This is a genomic window from Actinoplanes sp. NPDC051861, from assembly GCF_040681145.1.
Taxonomy (GTDB): domain Bacteria; phylum Actinomycetota; class Actinomycetes; order Mycobacteriales; family Micromonosporaceae; genus Actinoplanes.
Genome location: NZ_JBFAYE010000004.1, coordinates 492,555 through 512,077, shown reverse-complemented (window position 1 = coordinate 512,077; position 19,523 = coordinate 492,555). Strand labels below are relative to the sequence as shown.

The following is a 19,523-nucleotide window of genomic DNA, read 5'->3' as shown; positions in this document are numbered from 1 at the left end:
GAAACCCGGCGTGGATGCGCGGGCCGGGCGGAAACCCGGCGTGGATGCGCGGGCCGGGTGGAGGCCCGGCGTGGATGCGCCCGGGAACTCAGGAAAGGGACAGCGTTGCCCAAGCACACCGTCGCGGTCATCGGTGCCGGCAAGATCGGTGAACTCGTCCTCTCCGGCCTGCTGCGGTCCGGCTGGCCGGCGTCGCGCCTGCTGGTCACGGTCCGGCGCGGCGCGCGCGGCGAGGAGCTGGCCGAGAAGTACGGCGTGACGGTCGTCGACAACGCCGAGGCGGTGAGCCGGGCCGACATCCTGGCGATCGCGGTGAAGCCGCAGGATGCCGCCGCGCTGCTGGAGCAGATCGGCAGCAAGGTGCCCGAGGGCAAGCTCGTGGTCTCGCTCTGCGCGGGGCTGCCGACCAGCTTCTTCGCCGCCCGCCTGCCCGAGGGCACGCCGGTCGTGCGGGTCATGACGAACACGCCCGCGCTGGTGGACCAGGCGATGACCGCGATCTCGGCGGGCCCGCACGCGAACGGCGAGCATCTGGCGATCGCCGAGGAGATGTTCCAGCCGCTGGGCGTGACGCTGCGGGTGCCGGAGTCACAGCAGGACGCGGTGACCGCGCTGTCCGGTTCCGGTCCGGCCTACTTCTATCTGCTCGTCGAGGCGATGGTCGACGCGGGCATCCTGCTCGGCCTGCCGCGGCAGGTGGCGCACGAGCTGATCGTGCAGACGGCGATCGGGTCGGCAGTGATGCTGCGCGACTCGGGGGAGCACCCGGTGAAGCTGCGCGAGGCGGTCACGTCGCCGGCCGGCACGACCATCTCGGCGATCCGCGAGCTGGAGAAGCACGGCGTCCGGGCGGCACTGCTGTCGGCCCTGGAGGCCGCCCGCGACCGGGCCCGGGAAATCGCCGACCAGGCGAGGTGATCGCGGACCGGGCGAGGTGATCGCGGGCCGGGCGAGGTGACTGCCGGACCGCGCGACCACTCCCCGTGTCCCGGCGGCCGCGCTGCGGCCTCGGGTGGCAGGTGGTCGCGGGTCTAGGTGCGGCAGAGCACGAGTCGCGTACCTTTAAAGGGTTTTAATACCAAATCGCAATGCCCTCTTCCGGAGGGTTTGGATGACTTTGCGCAGAGCCTGTCGCGACCCGATGGGCGGTCCAGGCCACTGCCGCGGCGTCCAGGATGTCGTCCGGCGGCGCCTGGCCCGCGGGGCCCAGACGATCAGGCAGCACGATGCCGTGTTTCGCCAGGAGCTCCCGTCGCTGTGCCTGCCCGCTCCAGGTCTTTTTGGCGTACGGAAGGGGCTCGCCCGCCATGGCCCGGAACGACACCTCGGGGTGAGCCTCGAAGAGCAGGCGCGGGTGTCGCTCCCAGATGGCGTTCGCCTCCAGCAGCTTGGCGCGCAGTGCCCAGGACTGGCGGCTGAGGCCCGCGCCGGTCAGCTCGCGGCACAGCCGGTTGGCCGAGGCGAAGTCCTGCTCGTCCCAGACCGCGCGCGGCGGCACCCGGAACACACTGCTGCGGCGCGGGCCGAGCTGGTCGGCGGCGAGGGTGTCGGCGGCGCGCCAGCGGTCCGGGAGCATGCCCAGGGGGATGTCGACGCCGATCACCGCGGCTCCCGAGCTGCCGGCGACGATCTCGTAGAGCGTGGCGGCGAGCACGGCCCGGCCGAAGACGCCGTCCCGCAGCTCGACACCGACCCAGCCGAGCGCGTAAGCGTCGACGCCGATGACGGTTACGGTCATCGCTCGGGAAGGTGCTTCTCGATTGTGGCGATCAACTCCGCGTCATCTGGCTGGGTGCCGGGGCCGAACCGGGCGGCGACGGTGCCGTCGGGGGCCACGACGAACTTCTCGAAATTCCACTGGATGTCGTCGCCGTCGCCGACCAGCTCACGGTAGAGCGGGTGGCGCCCGGGTCCGTTCACCTCGACCTTCTCGGTCACCGGGAAGGTCACTCCGTAGTTCGTACGGCAGAAGTCGGCGATCTCCTCGGCCGTTCCCGGCTCCTGGCCGCCGAACTGGTCACAGGGCACACCGACGAGGACGAGGCCCCGGTCGCGATAGGTTTCATAGAGGGTCTGGAGTCCGGCGTACTGCGGGGTCAGTCCGCAGAGTGAGGCCACATTGACCACGAGGACGACCGAGCCGCGGTAACGGTCCAATTCGGTCGGGCCACCGGTGAGGGCGTCAATGTCGACGTCGAAGATGGTCATGACGGAAGACTACGCGCTGTGCCCATCCGAATGCACGCCGTCGCGTCGCGCTCCGCGATGTTAAACAGACCTTAAAGCTGTTCACCTGGCTTGACTGTTGTTAATCGATGTGACTACGGTCTCTTCAACCCTCTCTCTGGAAAGTTTCCTAACTGTTGAGGAGACATCCCCGTGCACAAATCCGCCCGCCGGGCGATCTTCGTCGGCGCAGTCATGGTCGCCGGTGGTATCGCCGTCCCGGCCATGTCAGCCTCGGCAGCCGCCGCCTGTGCCCCCGCATGGAGCTCCACCGCCGTCTATGTGAAGGACAACGTCGCCTCGCAGAACGGCCATAACTACACCGCCAAGTGGTGGACGCAGAACGAGTCGCCGGCGACGAACAGCACCCAGTGGGCTGTCTGGATCGACAACGGCGTGTGTGGTGGTACCACGACGCCGCCCACCACCGCTCCCACGACGACTCCGCCGACGACCACCCCCACCACTCCGCCGACCACGTCGCCCACGACCAACCCGCCCACGGGCAGCAAGTGGGTCGTCGGCTACTTCGCCGAGTGGGGCGTCTACGGCCGCGGTTACCACGTGAAGAACATCGACACGTCGGGCTCGGCCTCGAAGCTCACCCACATCCTGTACGCGTTCGCCAACACCACCGGCGGCCGCTGCACGATCGGTGACTCGTACGCCGACTACGAGAAGGCGTACACCGCCGCGGAGAGCGTCGACGGCGTCGCGGACACCTGGGACCAGCCGCTGCGCGGTTCGTTCAACCAGCTCCGCAAGCTGAAGAAGAAGTACCCGCACATCAAGGTGATCTACTCGGTCGGTGGCTGGACCTGGTCCGGCGGCTTCACCCAGGCCGCCGCGAACCCGACCGCGTTCGCCGACTCCTGCTACAACCTGGTCGAGGACTCCCGCTGGGCGGACGTGTTCGACGGCATCGACATCGACTGGGAGTACCCGAACGCCTGTGGTCTCTCCTGCGACGCCAGCGGCCCGAACTCGTACGCCAACGTGATCACCGCGCTGCGCAACAAGTTCGGCTCCAGCAACCTGATCACCTCCGCCATCTCGGCGGACGGCAGCAACGGCGGCAAGCTCGACGTGGCCGACTACGCCGCGGGCATCGCGAAGCTCGACAAGGTCTTCCCGATGACCTACGACTACTTCGGCGCGTTCAACGCTCAGGGCCCGACCGCTCCGCACTCGCCGCTGACCTCGTACTCGGGCATCCCGCAGGCCGGCTTCAACTCCGACGCCGCCGTGCAGAAGCTCAAGAGCAAGGGTGTTCCGGCCAGCAAGATCCTGCTGGGCATCGGCTTCTACGGTCGCGGCTGGACCGGCGTCACCCAGGCCGCGCCGGGTGGTTCGGCCACCGGCGCCGCTGCCGGTACCTACGAGGCGGGCATCGAGGACTACAAGGTTCTCAAGACCAAGTGCCCGGCCACCGGCACTGTCGGCGGCACGGCGTACGCCTTCTGCGGCAACAACTGGTGGGGCTACGACACCCCGTCGACCATCGCCGGCAAGATGACCTACGCGAAGAACCAGGGTCTCGGCGGTGCGTTCTTCTGGGAGCTCTCCGGTGACACCACCAACGGTGAGCTGATCACCGCCATCAAGAACAACGTCGGCTGATACTCAGTGAGATGGGGGCACCGGCCGCGTGGCCGGTGCCCCTCTTCCGTAGGCTTGGAAACCATGCGCCGAGAGTGGCATCAGCTCAGTCACCCGGGAGTGGGCAACCCCGCCCTGCAGACCTCCCGCCCGTCCACCGACTCCGCCGAGGACGAGGCTCTCGGCCTCGACCACTGGCGGACCCTGCCGCGGGTGCAGATGCCGCCCTGGCCGGACATGGGCGAGGTCGCCGAGGTCTGCAAGGTCCTCGACAACGTCCCGTCGATCGTCGCGCCCTACGAGGTGGACCAGCTGCGGTCCCGCCTCGCAGAGGTGTGTGAGGGACGGGCGTTCCTGCTGCAGGGCGGCGACTGCGCGGAGACGTTCGCCGACAACACCGAGAGCCACCTGCTCGCCAACGCGCGCACGCTGCTGCAGATGGCGGTCGTGCTGACGTACGGGGCGTCGATGCCGGTGGTGAAGGTGGCCCGGGTGGCGGGTCAGTACACCAAGCCGCGCTCGTCGATGACCGACTCGCTGGGGCTCCCGGCGTACCGGGGCGACCTGATCAACTCGCTCGACGCGAACGAGGCGGCCCGGGTCGCCGACCCGCAGCGCATGATCCGGGCGTACGCGAACTCGGCCGCCGCCATGAACATGCTCCGGGCGTACCTTTCGGGTGGTCTCGCCGACCTGCACGGCCTGCACGACTGGAACAAGGACTTCGTCCGCGCCTCACCGGCCGGCGAGCGCTACGAGGCGATCGCGCGCGAGATCGACCGCGCCCTCGACTTCATCCGGGCCTGCGGCATGACCGACAGCGAGGCGCTGCGGACCGTCTCGCTGTACTGCTCGCACGAGGCGCTGGCACTGGAGTACGACCGGGCGCTGACCCGGGTGTCGGACGGCCGGGCGTACGGGTTGTCCGGCCACTTCCTCTGGATCGGCGAGCGGACCCGTCAGCTCGACCACGCGCACATCGACTTCATCAGCCGTCTCGCCAACCCGATCGGTGTGAAGCTCGGCCCCGGCACGTCGCCGGAGACCGCCATCGAGCTGTGCGAGAAGCTCAACCCGCACAACATCCCGGGCCGGCTCACGCTGATCAGCCGGATGGGCAACGGGAAGGTACGCGACACACTCCCGCCGATCGTGGAGAAGGTGACCGCGGCCGGCGCCAAGGTCGTCTGGCAGTGCGACCCGATGCACGGCAACACCCACGAGTCCTCGAACGGCTACAAGACCCGGCATTTCGACCGGGTCGTCGACGAGGTGCTCGGCTACTTCGAGGTGCACCGCGGCCTCGGCACCCACCCGGGCGGCATCCACATCGAGCTGACCGGTGAGGACGTCACCGAGTGCCTCGGCGGCGCGCAGGGCATCGAGGACCTCGACCTGCCGGACCGCTACGAGACCGCCTGCGACCCGCGCCTGAACACCCAGCAGTCGCTGGAGCTGGCCTTCCTGGTTGCGGAGATGCTTCGTGGCTGACCTGCGCTCCGACACCGTGACCCGCCCCACCCGCGCGATGCGGGAGGCGATGGCCACCGCCGCGGTCGGCGACGACGTCTTCGGCGACGACCCGACGATCAACGCGCTGGAGAACCACGTCGCGGCGCTCTTCGGGCACGAGGCGGCGCTGTTCGCCCCCTCCGGCACGATGGCCAACCAGATCGCCCTGCAGCTGCTCGTCCCGCCCGGTGGCGAGTTGCTCGCGGGCGCCGACGCGCACGTCGTGACGTACGAGGTGGGCGCGGCCGCCGCGCTCGGCGGCATCTCCACGCGGACCTGGCCGTCGGACGGCGCGGCCCTGGACGTGGACCGGATCGCCGGGATGATCCGGCCGGCCGGATACCCGTCGGTGCCGACCGCGGCGATCGCCGTCGAGCAGACCCACAACCTCGGCGGCGGGGGAGTGGTGCCGCTGTCGGTGCTGCGTGACCTGCGCGCGGTCGCCGACGCCCACCACCTCGCCCTGCACTGCGACGGCGCCCGGATCTGGCACGCGCACGTCGCCGACGGTGTGCCTCTGACCGAGTACGGCGCTCTGTTCGACACCCTCTCGGTCTGCCTCTCCAAGGGGCTCGGCGCGCCGGTCGGCTCCCTCGTGATCGGCAACCGGGAACGGATCGCGCGGGCTCGCGTGGTCCGCAAGCGGATGGGCGGCGGCATGCGGCAGGCCGGCATTCTCGCCGCCGCCGGCCGGTACGCGCTCGACAACCACATCGACCGGCTCGCCGAGGACCACGAGCGGGCGCACCGGATCGCCTCGGAACTCGCGGCCTTCGGCGTGGTTGACCCGGCCCGGGTGCGCACCAACCTGGTGCCGCTGGACCTGTCCAAGTCCGCGCTGGACGCGCCGACGCTGGCGACCGAGGCGGCCCGCCGGGACGTGCTGATCGCGGCCATGCTGCCCCGGACGGCGCGCCTGGTCACCCACCTCGACCTGGACGACGCGGCCGCCGATCACGCGATCACGGTACTGAGCGAGTTGCTCTCCAAATAAAACCTCAGGGGCGTGGCGGGACCCGCCGATATTGGGTCTCGCCATGACGAACTCATTCCGCGCCCGCAGGGCCACCGCGCTGGCAGCCACCGCTGCCGTCGTGGTAGCCGTCCTTCCACAGACCGCTGCCCTCTCCGCCCCGATGGCCGCGGCCGTCCCCTCGGCCCCGGCTGTCTCGGCGGCCGCGGTGCCCAAGATTTCGGGCCTCACGCCCGCTCTCGCGGACGTCGAGGGCGGCACGGTCGTCTCGATCGCGGGCACCGGCCTCAAGACCACCTCGGCGGTCACGTTCGGCGACCAGCCGGCGGCCCGGATCGTGGTGATGAGCGACACCCGGGTGATCGCGGTGGCGCCGCCCGGCACGATCGGTGCCGTCACGCTCACGGTCACCACCGGCGGCGGCGTCGTGACCGGCAAGTTCGGCTACCGGATGTCGCTGAGCGCCGATTTCGACACCGTCACCGCCGGCACCAGCGGCGGCACCGGGATCCCGGTCACGGTGACCGGTGGAACGGTGGGCGCGACCGCGGCGCAGTTCAAGACCCTGAAGATCACCGCGACCGTGGGCGGGGTGAACGCGCAGGTCGCCTACATGGACGCGAGTCACGTGCGGGTCGTCGTCCCGCCCGCGACGAAGATCGGATCGGCCGTCCTGCGGCTCGTCCACGACGGGTTCGCCGGGCCCGAGTCCGTCTCCACCGTCGACTACGTCGCGGCGGTCACCTCGGTCAGCCCGGCCAAGGTGAGCACCGAGGGCGGCGCGACGGTGCGGATCACCGGTTCGGGCTTCCTCGGCCTGGACGACTCCGACACGTCCCTGGTGACGTTCGCGGACGTTCCGGCGGAGTCGTTCCGGGTCGTGTCCCCGACGGTGATCGAGGCTCAGGTGCCGGCCGGCACGAACGGCTGGGCGGCGGTACGCGTCGGCGACAGTCTCGCCTCGGCGGGTGCGCGGATCGCGTACCGGACGCCGCTGTCGATCGACACCGCCGGTGACTGGGTCCTCAAGGCGGGCGGCGGCCCGGTCGTCATGACCGTCAGCGGCGGCGTGCTCGGTGCCGACGCGAAGGCGTTCACCGCCGAGGGAATCGTGGTGAAGTCGGGCGGGCGGTCGCTGCCGGCCACGTATCTCGACCCGACCCGGCTGCGGGTGACCCTGCCGATGCTGGCCGGTGAGGAGGCGACGCTTCAGGTCGTGCACGACACCATCGCCGGGCCGCCGGCCACGATCACGGTGGCGCCCGCGGTGGTCAGCCTCTCCGCGACCAGCGGCCCGCTCGCGGGCGGCAAGCGGGTGACCGTACGGGTGGCCGGCCCGGGAGCCGCGACGGCGACCGACTTCAAGTTCGGCGCGAACGCGGCCACCTGCACCGGATCGGCGTCGGTGTTCGTCTGCACCGTCCCGCCCGCCTCGCAGGCCGGGCCGGTCGGGGTCAGCTTCACCTCGGGCAGCGGCATCGCCAGCCGTTTCACGGTGCCCGCCACGTTCAACTACACCGATCTCGACTGAGAGGCCGACCGTGAAGAAGTCCCTGGCGACCGCCTGCGCCGCCGTCGTGACGGCCGGTGTCACCCTCGTCGCTGTCGGCGCGTCCGCGGCACCGGCCGTCCCCGCGGTGGCGAGCATCTCTCCCGCGAGGCTCAGCGCGGCCGGTGGCACGCCGGTGACCATCACCGGCTCGAACTTCACCGGTGTCACCGCGGTCAAGATCGGCGGTAGCGACGCGACAGAGGTCACCGTCGTGTCCGCCACCAAGATCACCGCCGTCGCGCCGGCCGGCTCCAACGGCAACGCCGCGGTGGCCGTGACCTCGTCCGCCGGCACCAGCGGAGCGCGCAACGTCATCTATCGCACGCCGCTCGGCATCGCCGCCTCCGGCGGCCTGGTGGTCAAGGCCCTGGGCGGCCCGCTGACCCTGGAGATCACCGGCGGGACGATCGGCGCCACCGCCCGGGACTACGCCGCCGAGCGGATCACCGTGAAGATGGGCCGCTCCGTGCTGAAGTCGGCGTACGTCGACTCCACCCACCTGACGGTCACCATGCCGGGGCTGGCGGCCGAGGAGGCTCAGATCACCGTGGAGCACGACACGGTTCCCGGTGCACCGGCCACGGTGGATCTGGCGCCGGTCGTGTCCAGCCTGTCGGCGAAGGAGGACACGGTCGTCGGCGGTAAGACGGTCACGGTGAAGGTGGCCGGGGCGAACATCGCCGGTGCGACGGGCTTCACGTTCGGCGGCGTGCCGGCCGACTGCGAGGCGAAGGGCACCGGGATGGCCACCACGTTCGCCTGTGTGGTGCCGCCGGCGACCGAGGCCGGCCCGGTCTGGGTGGCCTTCACCTCGGCCGCGGGCACGCCGAGCCGGTTCACCACCGCCGCGACGTTCAACTACACGGACTGAGCGGCGCGCACGAATCCGCGGATCACCGGGTGCGGTGTGTCGCCGCTGAGTTCGGGCTGGAAGAGCGTGGTCAGATGGAACGGGTGGCCGGGTAGTTCGGCCACCCGCACCGCGCCCTCGTCGTCGTGCCCGGTGAACCGGAGGCCGTGCTTCTCCAGCAGCCCGAGGTGTTCGGGAGCGACGCCGTAGGCGCAGTGGTAACGCTCGACGGTGCGTCCCGCGCCGATCAGGCGCTCGATCAGCGAGCCCGGGGTCAGGTTGATGGGGGCCTCGTGGCCGGCCAGGGAGCAGGCGAGCTCGACGATGAGCTCGTCATCGCCGGCGGGGCCGTACTCCGCGTGCCGCGCGGCCGGAAAATCGCAGACGTTGCGGGCGAACTCCCAGAGGGCATGCTGGAAGCCGCCGCAGGTGCCGAGGAACGGGATGCCCTCGACGCGGGCGGTGCGGGCTGCGGCGATGGCGCCTTCGGGACTACGGTACGGGCTTCCGGGCACGAGCCAGATACCGTCGAAATTCGATAAGTCGCCTATTTCGTGGGTCGGTATCCAATAGACGTCTATGTCGATGTCTTCACGAAGTGCGTCGAGCAGTCCCGGGATGCGGGTGTGCGCCCGCACGGACGGCGATCGGTCTCCCACCAGGGCAATCGAAATCATGCCCCCATCGTCGGCCGCGGCACGACATCACGTCCAACGATCAGTTCTGACGTTGTCATTAGCATTGCTGATGTGGATCCGCACCTGCTGCGCACCTTCGTCGCCGTCGCCGAGACCGGCTCGTTCTCGGCGGCCGCGCAGCGCCTGGCCTACACGCAGTCCGCCGTCTCCCAGCAGATCGCCGCCCTCGAGGCCGACCTCGGCACCGCGCTGCTGACCCGCCGCCCGGTGACCCTGACACCCGCGGGCGAGCGCCTGCACCGGCACGCCACCCTGATCCTGATCCGCGTCGAGGCGGCCCGCGCCGACGTCACCCGCGCTCTCGCCCCGCCCGGGCGCCTCCGGCTCGGCCTGACCCCGCTTGCCTGGTCACCGGCGGTCGTCACGGCGATCACCAGGGTTCGGGAGGCGCGGGTCGTGGCCGCCGACCGCGACCGGATCGTCACCGCGGTGTCCACCGGCGAACTCGACGCCGGACTCATCGACGGCTTCACCGCGCCCAGCGACCCGATCCGGCTGCCCGAGCGGACCGCCGTGGGTGTCTCCGAGAACCCGGCCGTGGTGGCGGTGGCCGCCGGGCACCCGCTCGCCGGCCGGACCGGCGTGAACCTCGCGGACCTGGCCGACAGCTACTGGATCGACGCGCCCTCGATCGCGCCGTTCTCCCGGCTCCCCGTCGACGGCCCGCGGGCCGGGCTGCGGTACGAGGGTGCCGACGTCACGATCCTCACCGGCCTGATCGCCGCCGGGCACGGACTGCTCGTCCTGCCCGCGGCCCTGGTCGCCGGGCGGCCCGGCCTGGCCGGGATACCGATCACGGCACCCCGGCTGGTGCACCGGGTCGAACTGCTGCACGCGCCGGGCAGCGAGGCCTCACTGAGTCCGCAGGCCCTTCAGTAGCGCGATGTCCGCGGCGTGTCCCTCGTGCTCCACCGTCGGCGTCTCCACGATGACCGGCACCCCGGCCGTCGCCGGGTGGGTGAACAGCGCGCCGAACGGCTCCACACCGATCCGGCCCTTGCCGATCGTCTCGTGCCGGTCCCGCGTCGACCCGCACTCGTCCTTCGAGTCGTTCGCGTGGATCAGCTGGAGCCGGCCCGGTCCGGCGGCGGCGACCAGCGCGTCCAGGGTCCCGGTCATGCCGGCCGGCGTGGACAGGTCGTGCCCGGCCGCCCAGGCGTGACAGGTGTCGAAGCAGACGCCCAGCCACGGGTGGTTCTCCACCGCCGCGAGATAGGCCGAGAGGTCCTGCACCTTCGACGCCAGGCTGCGGCCACCGCCTGCGCTCGGCTCGACCAGCAGCCTCGGCATGCCCTCGGCGGCGGCCCGGTCCAGCAGCGGCAGCAGCGACTCGTGCAGCTGGTGCATGGCCTTCTCGGCGTGCGCCTCGTCGACCGAGCTGCCGGCGTGGAAGACGACGGCCGTCGCGCCGATCGCCTGTCCCCGGTCCAGGGCGTGCGCCAGCGTCGCGATCGAGCGCTCCACGGTCAGCTCGGTGGGCGAACCGAGGTTCACCAGCAGCGACGCGTGGATGTACGCCGGAACGCCGCGCTCGCCGCACCCGTCCCGGAACAGCGTGTCCTGCTTCGGGTCGCCCGGTGGCAGCGCCCAGCCACGGGAGTTGGAGACGTACACCTGGAGGGTCTCCGAGCCCGCCGCGTCCACGTACGGCAGGGCGGCCTTGGCCAGCCCTCCCGACGTCTTCGTGTGTGAACCGATCCGCCGGTCTAGATGCACGTCAGGATGACCTCGGTGTCCGGCGGCACCGGCGTGTTCGGCCCCGGGTTCTGTGCGCGGACGAACGCGTTCGGGTTGATGTCCAGCCGGGCACGCAGGCCCAGGCCCTGCAGCGTCTGCGCCGCCTGCTGGCAGGGCTGGTTGGTCAGGTCCGGCACGGGCACCTGCGGCGGGCCCTTGCTCACGTCGAAGGTGATCTCGGTGCCGCGGTCCACACCGGTGCCCGGCTTCAGCGACTGGGCCAGGATGGTGTCGGCCGGCTGGTCGCTCTCCTTGGGCCGCTCGAGCGCGGTCAGGCCGAGCCTCTGCAGCTCGCCCCGGGCGTTGTTGATGTTCTGCCCGACCAGGTTCGGCACGGTGATCGGCGCCCGGCCCTTGCTGAGCACGACGGTGACCGTGTCACCCGGCTTGAGCTGCTCGCCCGCCTTCGGGTCGGTGGCGACGACCACGCCCTCGGGCGCGGTGTCGCTGTACTGCGCCTTGCCTTCCTTGACCTTGAGCTTGAGGCCCTCCAGGTCGGCCTTGGCCTGGGACAGCTCGACGCCGACGACGTCCGGCACCGGGTGGACCTCGGGGCCGAGCGACAGGTTCACCGTGATGGTGTCGCCCTTGACGATCTTCGAATTCGCCGCCGGGTTCTGGTTGACCACGGCGTCCTTGGGCACCGCGTCGTTGTAGACCCCGTCGCCGACCACGAGCTTGAAGCCCCGGTCCGTGGCGAGCGCGGAGGCCTCCGCCTGGGTCAGGCTGGTCAGCTGGGGCGTCTCCGTGTAGCGACCCGAGGTCACCCACCAGATGCTGCCCAGGATGACCACCGCCATCACGGCGAACAGCGAGGTGAGCACGACCTTGCGCCGGTCGTCGAAGAAACCGGCCGGTCCGGCGGCCCGCCCGTACGCCCCAGGACGGGGTGCTGCGCCCTGCTCGGGCAGCCGGGCCCAGGACGGGCGGTGTGAGGCTTGATATGTCCCGGCGGCCGGCACCGGCGGCACCATCGCGGTGGCGTCGGCGGAGGGAACCGCGGGCACGATGCTGGTGGCGTCCGCCGGGCGGCCCGGGACCTGGCGCAGCAGCGCGGTCTCCACGTGGGTGGCGCCGATCCCCTCACGGACCGCCTGCACCTCGCTGAGGAGCTGGCCGGCGTCGGTGGGCCGTGCTCCGGGGTCGCGGCGAGTGGCCCGCGCGACCAGCCGGTCCAGCACGCCGGGCAGGCCCGGTGTCACGGTCGACGGCGCGGGCACGTCGTTGTCGACGTGCTGCCAGGCCACCTCGACCGGCTCGTCGCCGTCGTAGGGCACCCGGCCGGTGAGCATCTCGAAGAGCACGATGCCGGCCGAGTAGACGTCGGTGCGCGCGTCGGCGTGCCCGGTCTGGACGAGCTCAGGAGCCACATAGGCCACCGTCGCCATGAGCTGGCCGGACTCGTCGACGGTGCTCGCCTCGATGGCCCGGGCCAGACCGAAGTCGGCCACCTTGACCACCGCGTCGACCAGGTCGGCGGTGCCGCCGCTGGGCGCCTCGGCGACCAGCACGTTCTCCGGCTTGACGTCGCGGTGCACCAGCCCGGCGCGGTGCGCGGCGGCGATGGCCGCGAGCATCTGCTCCAGGATGGCGAGGGCCTCGGCCGGGCTCAGCTTGTGGCGCTGGCTGAGCAGGTCGCGCAGCGTGCGCCCCTGCACGAACTCCATCACCAGGTAGGGCAGGCCCTGATGGCGGCCCTGGTCGTAGACGGCGACGACGTTCGGATGAGTCAGCCTGGCGATCGTTTTCGCCTCGTCGGTGAACCTGTCCACGAAGTGGACGTTGGTGGCCTGCGACGGGTGAATGATCTTGAGGGCGACCGTGCGCTCGAGCCGCTCGTCGGTGGCGCGGTAGACGGTCGCCATGCCACCACGGGCGACGCGACCGGTGATCCGGTAGCGCCCGTCAATCGTTGTGCCGATCAACGTATCGGCGACTGTGGTGTCCATCGGCGTGAAGTGTATGTGTCTTTCCGGTGGGGGTAAGTCAGGATGTCACAGCTGAGTCCAAACGGGTACCTGCACGCTTGTGACCTGCGTCGATTCCCCCGGAACCGGTTTCGCAAATCGGATTTTCAGGACCAATCACGGTGCCGGCGGCGGTGCGGGCGGTCACCGGTCGGTTCCGGTTCGACCGATTCGCTAGGTTCCGCGGGTTGAGCGGAGCCGCTCGGATCGGCGGATGGCGACCCGGACGTCGCCGACGGCGAGGGGCTTCCCGTACGGCTCGGCGACGGGCTGCTCGTCGCGGCCGTCGGCGTGGGCACCGGCGGGGTCGCGCAGTGGCACTCCGGGCCGGCACTCCGGGTCGGCGGCGGCGCCGTGGTGCTCCCCGGGCGGGTGACGGTCCGCGCCGATGTGGTCGCCGCGGCCCCGGACGTCCCGGCCGGCGGTGCGGACGGCGGCGTGGTCCGGGGCCGCACGACCTTCCCCGGCCCCGCGCCCATGCCCGACTGCTCCGCCCCGTCGGCCGCCACCGGCGCGGGCGCGGCCACCGCCTTCACCGGCGCTGCGGCCGCTCCACCCGCCGGCTCCTCCGCGAAAACGCTGGTGGCGGCGAAGTAGGACCCGCTCGCCCCGAGAACCGCCAGCATGCTGAACGTGACGACCGCGACAAATCGCCGCGGCGGCCGGGCGTCCGTCCGCACCGGCCCGGCCGGCATCTCCACCAGCGAACCCGGAAACGTGCCCATGCCCGTCGAGGTGACATCCGGCCCCTCGTCCGGGCCGTCCGCGCTTCGGCGCCCCAGGTCGTAACTGACCGAGCGCCACGCTCCGGCGACCTCGCCGTGCACCCTCCGCCACAGGCTCATCAACTGTTCTCCGATCGGTCTGGCACGCTGTACCGGTGAGCGAACCCGTAACCGCCCCGAGCGAATGGATCACCCTGCCGGACGTCTCCGAGAAACTCGGCGTCTCGATCAGCAAGGTGCACCAGATGATCCGCGAGGGAGCCCTGCTCGCCGTCCGTCGTGACGGCATCCGGCTCGTGCCCGCGGAACTGGTGGCCAACCCCACCGTGCTCAAGCACCTGCCCGGCGTTCTCACCCTCTTGCATGACGCGGGGTACAACGACGAAGAGGCCCTCGAGTGGCTCTACACCCCCGACGAGGGATTGGGGAATGCGGCTACGGCTCTCGGGGGCCATCAAGCGCGTGAGGTTAAGCGCCGGGCTCAGGCGTTGGGCTTCTGAGCGTTTCCCCAAGATCAAGATCAAGAGCTTGATGTCGTAGCGGGGTGGGGGGTACAGACCGCCGCTCCCGCCGAGGGCCGCGCGGCGGCGAGCTGGCCGCTGACGCGTCCAAAACACTCACCCCCACCCGGCAACCTGCGTAAGTGGTCACCCCCACCCCAACCCGGTTCCGTGTCGACTTACGCCCCGCCACGCACCCCAACTCCACACACCAAGCCCACACAAACGTTGCGTGTGAAGTTCGGCCCCGCTGCGCACCCCAACTCCACACGCTGGGTGGGGGTTGGCGGGTCAGAGCGCTCACCACCACCCGGCGACGTGCGTGAGTGGTTGCGCCCAAAACCGAAACCCCGTCGGTGTCGGCGCTTGCTCGTCGGTCAGACGGAGCGGCGGGTGGAGGCTTCGGCGAGGGCGTGGAGGACTGTGCGGGCCTCGTCGTCGATGGGTGCGTCGCGCAGGGCCGTGAGGGCCTGGGTGTTGAGGGTGTCGATGCGGCGCTCGGTGGCGGCCAGGGCGCCCGAGTCGCGGATGACGGTGCGCAGGCGCTCGACGCCGGTGTCGTCGAGTTTCGGGTTGCCGAGGGCGGTGTCGAGTTCGGAGCGGCCGGGCTCGTCGAGGGCGCCGAACGCGGCGGCGATCAGGTAGGTGCGCTTGCCCTCGCGCAGGTCGTCGCCGGCGGGCTTGCCGGTCTGTGCCGGGTCGCCGAAGACGCCGAGCACGTCGTCGCGCATCTGGAACGCCTCGCCCAGCGGCAGGCCGAACGCGGCGTAGGCGGCGAAGACGTCCGGACCGCCACCGGCGAGGGCGGCGCCGAGCAGCAGCGGCCGCTCCACGGTGTACTTGGCGGCCTTGTACCGGGCGACCTTTCCGGCCCGTTCGACAGAGGTGTCGGCGGTCGCCTGGGTGAGCACGTCCAGGTACTGGCCGACGGTCACTTCCGTACGCATCTGGTCGAAGACCGTCCGGGCCCGCGCCAGGTCCGCGAGCGGCAGCCCGCTCGCGTGCAGCATCTCGTCCGACCAGACCAGGGCGAGGTCGCCGAGCAGGACCGCCGCGGCGTCGCCGAAGCCGTCCGCCGGCCCGCGCCAGCCGGCACCGGCGTGCCGTGCGGCGAACCGGCGGTGCACCGAGGGCTCGCCGCGGCGGGTGTCCGAGCGGTCCATCAGATCGTCGTGGATCAGGGCGCTGGCCTGCACGAACTCCAGCGCGGCGACGGCCGTCACGACCTCGTCGGAGTCCAGGCCGCCCGCGCCGCGGAACCCCCAGTACGCGAACGCGGGCCGCAGTCGCTTGCCCCCGCCCAGCACGAAGTCCGCCACGGTCCCGGCCACCTCGTCGAGCGCCGGGTCGATCTCCAGGAGCCGGGCGCGCTGGGTGGCGAGGAAACCGGCGAGCGCCTTGTCGACACGCTGGCGCAGTCCGGCCAGGTCCTGGGGAGAGTTCGTCACGGCAACGACGCTATCTGGTCGAACAGCGCACGGCGCGAGCAGATCACCCGCCGGGGCGGCCCGGTACAGTGCTGACGTGTCTCTCGGACTTCCCTCACGCCTGCCCGGTACGCCGTCGATCGGCGCGCTGATCCGCGGTGAGACGCCGACGTTCTCGTTCGAGTTCTTCCCGCCGAAGACGGCCGAGGGGGAACGGCTGCTCTGGCAGGCGATCCGCGAGCTGGAGTCGCTGCGGCCCAGCTTCGTCTCGATCACCTACGGCGCGGGCGGCACCACCCGGGACACCACGGTCGCGGTGACCGAGCGGGTCGCGACCGAGACCACCCTGCTGCCGATGGCACACCTCACGGCGGTCAACCACTCGGTCGCCGAGCTGCGCAACGTGATCGGCCGGCTGGCGGGCGCCGGGATCCGCAACGTCCTCGCGGTCCGCGGTGACCCGCCCGGCGACCCGATGGGCGAGTGGGTTCAGCACCCGGAGGGCGTTCTCTACGCCGAGGACCTGGTCCGGCTGGTGCGCGAGGCCGGCGACTTCAGCGTCGGCGTGGCCGCCTTCCCCTACAAACATCCCCGGTCCGCGGACGTGGAGAGCGACACCCGCAATTTCGTACGCAAGTGCCGCGCCGGTGCCGACTTCGCCATCACCCAGATGTTCTTCGACGCCGACGAGTATCTGCGGCTGCGCGACCGGGTGGCGGCGGTCGGCTGCGACACACCGATCGTGCCGGGCGTCATGCCGGTGACCCGGATGGCCACGATCGAACGCTCCGGGCAGCTCACCGGGGCGCCCTTCCCGCCCGCGCTGCTCCGCCGCTTCGAGGCGCTGGCCGGCGACGACGAGGCGGTCCGCAAGCTCGGCATCGAGGTGTGCAGCGAGATGTGCGCGCGGCTGCTCGACGAGGGCGTGCCGGGCATCCACTTCATCACCCTGAACCGGTCCACGGCGACTCGTGAGGTGTGGCAGCAGTTGGCGCCGTCGCAGGTGGCCGCGGCGGCGTGACCTGGGACGAGTACGTCAGCGCCTGGTCAAGGCTGCACGGCGGATTCGACCCGCGGAACGCGTCGGTGCTGGTTCGCGGGTGGGTGCTCTGCGCGTACAAAATCGGCATTTTTCTCGGCAATCGCCGCATCTCACCGCTGACCGTGACCGTCGCCGGCGTCGTGCTCTGCCTCGCGGTGCCGGCGGCTGTCCTGCTCGGCCCGGCCGGCCTGATCGTGGGTGCGCTGCTGGTGCTGCTGGCGGCGATGGCGGACGGCCTGGACGGTGCGGTGGCGGTGCTGACCGGGCGGACGTCGCGGGCGGGCTTCGTCTACGACTCGGTGGCCGACCGGATCGGTGAGCTCGCCTGGCTGACGGCGTTCTGGCTGGCCGGGGCGCCCGGGCCCCTCGTCGTGGCGGCCGGCGTGACCAGCTGGCTGCACGAATACGTCCGGGCGCGCGCGGCTGCCGCCGGAGCACCCGAGATCGGCGCGGTGACCGTCGGTGAACGACCGACCCGGGTGGCCGTTTCCGCCGTCGCGCTGCTGGTCGGCGCGGTCCACCCGGCGGCCCTGGTCGTCGCCGTGACCGTCTGGCTCGTCCTCCAGGTCGCCGGTCTCGCGCAGCTCGTCGTGGCTCTGCGCCGCACCCTTCGCTGATCGGTTAATCGGTTGTCGGCGATTCCTGCCACACCTATCTTTACCTGCGAAATCCTTCTCTCCTAATTGCCCGGAGGTGACAACTATGAGCGCGGTACTGGTACTGAACGCCGACTGTGGGCCGCTGCACCGGGTCAGCCTCCGGCACGCGATCCGGATGCTGTTCCGTCAGGTGGCCGTGGTGCACGAGTCCCGCCCGGACGCGACGATCGGTGTGTACCCGGTGCCGACCGTCGTGCGGCTGGTCAGCTACGTCGTGACCCGCTGGCGCCGTGGCCGGGGCCCGGCGTGGTCCCGCGCGGGTGTGCTGGCTCGGGACCACCGGACCTGCGCCTACTGTGGCGACCCGGCGTCCACGATCGACCATGTGCTGCCGCGTTCGCGGGGTGGCCGCAACGAGTGGGCGAACACCGTTGCCGCTTGCGGGCGGTGCAACAACCGCAAGGGTGACCGTACGCCGTCCGAGGCCCGCATGCCGCTGCGCGTGACTCCGTCCGCGCCGGTGTGGGCGGTCTTCGGCTGAACCGGCGGCCGGCGGGTGAACACGGGGACCCGCCGGCCGCCCTCTTCCTCCCTGACGCCGGCATGCCGTGGTCAGGGCACGGGGACGGCGTCGGCTTCGGTGCGTTCGGGTCGGGTGGGTGAGCGGGGGCGGGAGCGGTCGCGTTCCAGCCACCACTCGGCGATCAGGAACGGGATCGTCCAGCCCAGCCAGGTGGTGGCCCCGGACGCGACCCACGCGAGCAGGCCCTCGTCGCCGTGGAACGTGGTCTCCAGCTGCGGGCTCAGCCCGATCACGAAGACGACTGCCCAGACGCGGTTGGTGATGATGGAGGCGGTCAGGGCGAAGCTGCGGATCATCCAGCGCCGGTGCTCGCCGTAACGGCGGTGCCGGGCGGCTTGCCACCCCTTGACGGTCACATAGATCCAGAGGATCGCCAGGACGACGTTGCTCGCGCGGCTCACCGGGCCGAAGGGGCTCAGCGCGCCGATGGTCAGCGCGGCCGTCGCGGCGGGTAACACGCCGCCGAAGACGTAGACCCGGCCGATCCGGCGGTGGGCGACGGGATGCCGTCTGCGGAACCACGGCCAGATCTGGAAGACCGTGGTGACCAGCGCGACGCTGCCGAACAGGACGTGCGGCACGAGCAGCCAGAAGTGCGCGACACCGAGCTCGGGCGGCTGTGGAACGCGCGACTGGGCGGGGTCGAAGCTGAGGTACGGCGGGATCGAGAAGGCCACGAAGATCACCACGATCGCCGCGAGCGGGACGATCCAGGGGCGGCGCCACCATCGGGTCATGTCGAGCTCCTAACTGCGTATGGCGTACGCATCGAGCGTACGGCATACGCAGTAGCGTCGGCAGCCCCTACGATGGGCCGGTGACGTCAGAGTTTCCCCGTACGCTCAAGGTTCTTTGGGGTCTGGAAGGCCGATCAACCCGTGGCCCGCAGCCGGCGCTCAGCCTGGACCGCATCGTTGCCGCGGCGATCGAGATCGCCGACCGGGACGGCCTCGCCGCGCTCTCCATGGCCCGCCTCGCGGAGCGGCTCGGCAGCGCGCCGATGTCGCTCTACCGGCACGTGGCCAACAAGGACGAGCTGCTCGTCTTCATGCAGGACGCGGCGCCGGGCGAGCCTCCCGCACTGCCGCCCGGCTGGCGCGCGAGCCTCGAGACGTGGGCGCGGGCGCTGCAGGCTGTCTACTTCCGGCATCCGTGGGTCCTGCAGGTCTCCGCCGGTCGACCGCCGCTCGAACCCGGGCAGCTGATCTGGTTCGAGTGCGGTCTGTCGGTGTTCGCGGGCACCCCGCTGACGCAGCGCGAGCGATATCAGGCACTGATGGCGACCCTCTATTTCGTACGCGGTCAGGCGCACGTCAACACCGTCCTGCTCGGCGACACCCCGGACGCGGTCGTCGGCTACGGCGAACTGCTCAGCGGGCTGGTCACCAGGGAACGTTTCCCGGCGCTCGCCGAGCTGATCTCGTCCGGTGAGTTCGGTCGCGAGGAGGAGGACGTCACGTTTGACGTCGGGCTGGCCCGGCTGCTCGACGGCATCGACTTGCTGATGTCAACAAAACGTTGACATATGCTAGC

General features: G+C 71.0%; 20 protein-coding genes. 12 read left to right on the top strand and 8 right to left on the bottom strand.

Annotated features, from left to right (window positions below; all coding sequences use genetic code 11):
- Window positions 1–105 precede the first annotated feature (105 nt).
- Entirely contained in the window at window positions 106–918 is an 813-nt protein-coding gene (gene proC, locus AB0M02_RS16535; protein ID WP_364227251.1) for a pyrroline-5-carboxylate reductase, read from the top strand.
- Between the two features lie 154 nt (window positions 919–1,072).
- Here proC and AB0M02_RS16530 read toward each other — a convergent pair whose 3' ends face one another.
- Together AB0M02_RS16530 and AB0M02_RS16525 are read right to left on the bottom strand one after the other, a co-directional pair.
- The gene (locus AB0M02_RS16530; RefSeq protein WP_364227249.1) at window positions 1,073–1,738 is read right to left on the bottom strand and encodes a DUF429 domain-containing protein; all 666 of its coding nucleotides are present in this window, start codon (window positions 1,736–1,738) and stop codon (window positions 1,073–1,075) included.
- Complete coding sequence (locus AB0M02_RS16525) at window positions 1,735–2,208, bottom strand: glutathione peroxidase (RefSeq protein WP_364227247.1); 474 nt, start codon at window positions 2,206–2,208, stop codon at window positions 1,735–1,737. The genes AB0M02_RS16530 and AB0M02_RS16525 overlap by 4 nt, the downstream gene beginning before the upstream one ends.
- 171 nt (window positions 2,209–2,379) lie before the next feature.
- Between AB0M02_RS16525 and AB0M02_RS16520 the strand changes: the two genes are divergently transcribed.
- The 5 genes from AB0M02_RS16520 (at window position 2,380) to AB0M02_RS16500 (ending at window position 8,733) form a co-directional block, all read left to right on the top strand.
- Window positions 2,380–3,846 (top strand): glycosyl hydrolase family 18 protein, encoded by a 1,467-nt coding sequence (locus AB0M02_RS16520; protein ID WP_364227245.1) that lies wholly within the window; start codon window positions 2,380–2,382, stop codon window positions 3,844–3,846.
- Window positions 3,847–3,909: 63 nt separating this feature from the next.
- Window positions 3,910–5,316, top strand: coding sequence for a class II 3-deoxy-7-phosphoheptulonate synthase (locus AB0M02_RS16515; protein WP_364227242.1), 1,407 nt, complete (start codon window positions 3,910–3,912; stop codon window positions 5,314–5,316).
- Window positions 5,309–6,331 carry a threonine aldolase family protein gene (locus AB0M02_RS16510; protein WP_364227239.1) on the top strand — a complete coding sequence of 341 codons (1,023 nt, stop codon included), beginning with the start codon at window positions 5,309–5,311 and terminating at the stop codon, window positions 6,329–6,331. The genes AB0M02_RS16515 and AB0M02_RS16510 overlap by 8 nt, the downstream gene beginning before the upstream one ends.
- A 43-nt stretch (window positions 6,332–6,374) precedes the next feature.
- Window positions 6,375–7,841 (top strand): IPT/TIG domain-containing protein, encoded by a 1,467-nt coding sequence (locus AB0M02_RS16505; protein ID WP_364227236.1) that lies wholly within the window; start codon window positions 6,375–6,377, stop codon window positions 7,839–7,841.
- 10 nt (window positions 7,842–7,851) lie between these two features.
- Entirely contained in the window at window positions 7,852–8,733 is an 882-nt protein-coding gene (locus AB0M02_RS16500; protein ID WP_364227233.1) for an IPT/TIG domain-containing protein, read from the top strand.
- On the opposite strand, the gene AB0M02_RS16495 is transcribed toward AB0M02_RS16500, so the two are convergent.
- Window positions 8,721–9,389, bottom strand: coding sequence for a hypothetical protein (locus AB0M02_RS16495; protein ID WP_364227230.1), 669 nt, complete (start codon window positions 9,387–9,389; stop codon window positions 8,721–8,723). The genes AB0M02_RS16500 and AB0M02_RS16495 overlap by 13 nt on opposite strands.
- A 72-nt stretch (window positions 9,390–9,461) precedes the next feature.
- On the opposite strand from AB0M02_RS16495, the gene AB0M02_RS16490 reads away from it, so the two are divergent.
- Window positions 9,462–10,289: a LysR family transcriptional regulator gene (locus tag AB0M02_RS16490; RefSeq protein ID WP_364227227.1), complete on the top strand. Its 828-nt coding sequence runs from the start codon at window positions 9,462–9,464 to the stop codon at window positions 10,287–10,289.
- Here AB0M02_RS16490 and AB0M02_RS16485 read toward each other — a convergent pair.
- From AB0M02_RS16485 to AB0M02_RS16475, 3 genes are all read right to left on the bottom strand, one after another.
- Window positions 10,263–11,126, bottom strand: a complete 864-nt coding sequence (locus AB0M02_RS16485) for a deoxyribonuclease IV (protein ID WP_364227224.1) — start codon at window positions 11,124–11,126, stop codon at window positions 10,263–10,265. The genes AB0M02_RS16490 and AB0M02_RS16485 overlap by 27 nt on opposite strands.
- Window positions 11,117–13,096, bottom strand: a complete 1,980-nt coding sequence (gene pknB, locus AB0M02_RS16480; RefSeq protein ID WP_364227222.1) for a Stk1 family PASTA domain-containing Ser/Thr kinase — start codon at window positions 13,094–13,096, stop codon at window positions 11,117–11,119. Before pknB ends, AB0M02_RS16485 begins: the two co-directional genes overlap by 10 nt.
- A gap of 125 nt (window positions 13,097–13,221) precedes the next feature.
- Window positions 13,222–13,959: a hypothetical protein gene (locus AB0M02_RS16475; protein ID WP_364227219.1), complete on the bottom strand. Its 738-nt coding sequence runs from the start codon at window positions 13,957–13,959 to the stop codon at window positions 13,222–13,224.
- Window positions 13,960–13,994: 35 nt separating this feature from the next.
- Here AB0M02_RS16475 and AB0M02_RS16470 point away from each other — a divergent pair, with 35 nt between their 5' ends.
- Window positions 13,995–14,339: an Rv2175c family DNA-binding protein gene (locus tag AB0M02_RS16470; RefSeq protein WP_364227216.1), complete on the top strand. Its 345-nt coding sequence runs from the start codon at window positions 13,995–13,997 to the stop codon at window positions 14,337–14,339.
- Window positions 14,340–14,716: 377 nt separating this feature from the next.
- Here AB0M02_RS16470 and AB0M02_RS16465 read toward each other — a convergent pair whose 3' ends face one another.
- Window positions 14,717–15,787 (bottom strand): polyprenyl synthetase family protein, encoded by a 1,071-nt coding sequence (locus AB0M02_RS16465; RefSeq protein WP_364227213.1) that lies wholly within the window; start codon window positions 15,785–15,787, stop codon window positions 14,717–14,719.
- A 76-nt stretch (window positions 15,788–15,863) separates the two neighbouring features.
- Between AB0M02_RS16465 and metF the strand changes: the two genes are divergently transcribed.
- From metF to AB0M02_RS16450, 3 genes are all read left to right on the top strand, one after another.
- Complete coding sequence (gene metF / locus AB0M02_RS16460; protein WP_364227210.1) at window positions 15,864–16,787, top strand: methylenetetrahydrofolate reductase [NAD(P)H]; 924 nt, start codon at window positions 15,864–15,866, stop codon at window positions 16,785–16,787.
- Window positions 16,784–17,425, top strand: coding sequence for a CDP-alcohol phosphatidyltransferase family protein (locus AB0M02_RS16455; protein WP_364227207.1), 642 nt, complete (start codon window positions 16,784–16,786; stop codon window positions 17,423–17,425). Before metF ends, AB0M02_RS16455 begins: the two co-directional genes overlap by 4 nt.
- Window positions 17,426–17,510: 85 nt before the next feature.
- The gene (locus tag AB0M02_RS16450) at window positions 17,511–17,948 is read left to right on the top strand and encodes an HNH endonuclease (RefSeq protein WP_364227204.1); all 438 of its coding nucleotides are present in this window, start codon (window positions 17,511–17,513) and stop codon (window positions 17,946–17,948) included.
- Window positions 17,949–18,019: 71 nt separating this feature from the next.
- Here the strand turns inward: AB0M02_RS16450 and AB0M02_RS16445 are convergent, their stop codons facing one another.
- On the bottom strand, window positions 18,020–18,727 hold the full coding sequence (locus AB0M02_RS16445) for a DUF2306 domain-containing protein (protein WP_364227201.1): 708 nt from the start codon (window positions 18,725–18,727) through the stop codon (window positions 18,020–18,022).
- Between the two features lie 80 nt (window positions 18,728–18,807).
- Here AB0M02_RS16445 and AB0M02_RS16440 point away from each other — a divergent pair, with 80 nt between their 5' ends.
- Window positions 18,808–19,512 carry a TetR/AcrR family transcriptional regulator gene (locus AB0M02_RS16440; RefSeq protein ID WP_364227199.1) on the top strand — a complete coding sequence of 235 codons (705 nt, stop codon included), beginning with the start codon at window positions 18,808–18,810 and terminating at the stop codon, window positions 19,510–19,512.
- The last annotated feature ends 11 nt before the right edge of the window (window positions 19,513–19,523 follow it).

Coding starts and splice junctions, on each gene's coding strand:
- AB0M02_RS16530 (WP_364227249.1), bottom strand. CDS start 1,738: ATGACCGTAACCGTCATCGGCGTCGACGCTTACGCGCTCGGCTGGGTC.
- AB0M02_RS16525 (WP_364227247.1), bottom strand. CDS start 2,208: ATGACCATCTTCGACGTCGACATTGACGCCCTCACCGGTGGCCCGACC.
- AB0M02_RS16515 (WP_364227242.1), top strand. CDS start 3,910: ATGCGCCGAGAGTGGCATCAGCTCAGTCACCCGGGAGTGGGCAACCCC.
- AB0M02_RS16505 (WP_364227236.1), top strand. CDS start 6,375: ATGACGAACTCATTCCGCGCCCGCAGGGCCACCGCGCTGGCAGCCACC.
- AB0M02_RS16495 (WP_364227230.1), bottom strand. CDS start 9,389: ATGATTTCGATTGCCCTGGTGGGAGACCGATCGCCGTCCGTGCGGGCG.
- pknB (WP_364227222.1), bottom strand. CDS start 13,096: ATGGACACCACAGTCGCCGATACGTTGATCGGCACAACGATTGACGGG.
- AB0M02_RS16475 (WP_364227219.1), bottom strand. CDS start 13,959: ATGAGCCTGTGGCGGAGGGTGCACGGCGAGGTCGCCGGAGCGTGGCGC.
- AB0M02_RS16450 (WP_364227204.1), top strand. CDS start 17,511: ATGAGCGCGGTACTGGTACTGAACGCCGACTGTGGGCCGCTGCACCGG.
- AB0M02_RS16445 (WP_364227201.1), bottom strand. CDS start 18,727: ATGACCCGATGGTGGCGCCGCCCCTGGATCGTCCCGCTCGCGGCGATC.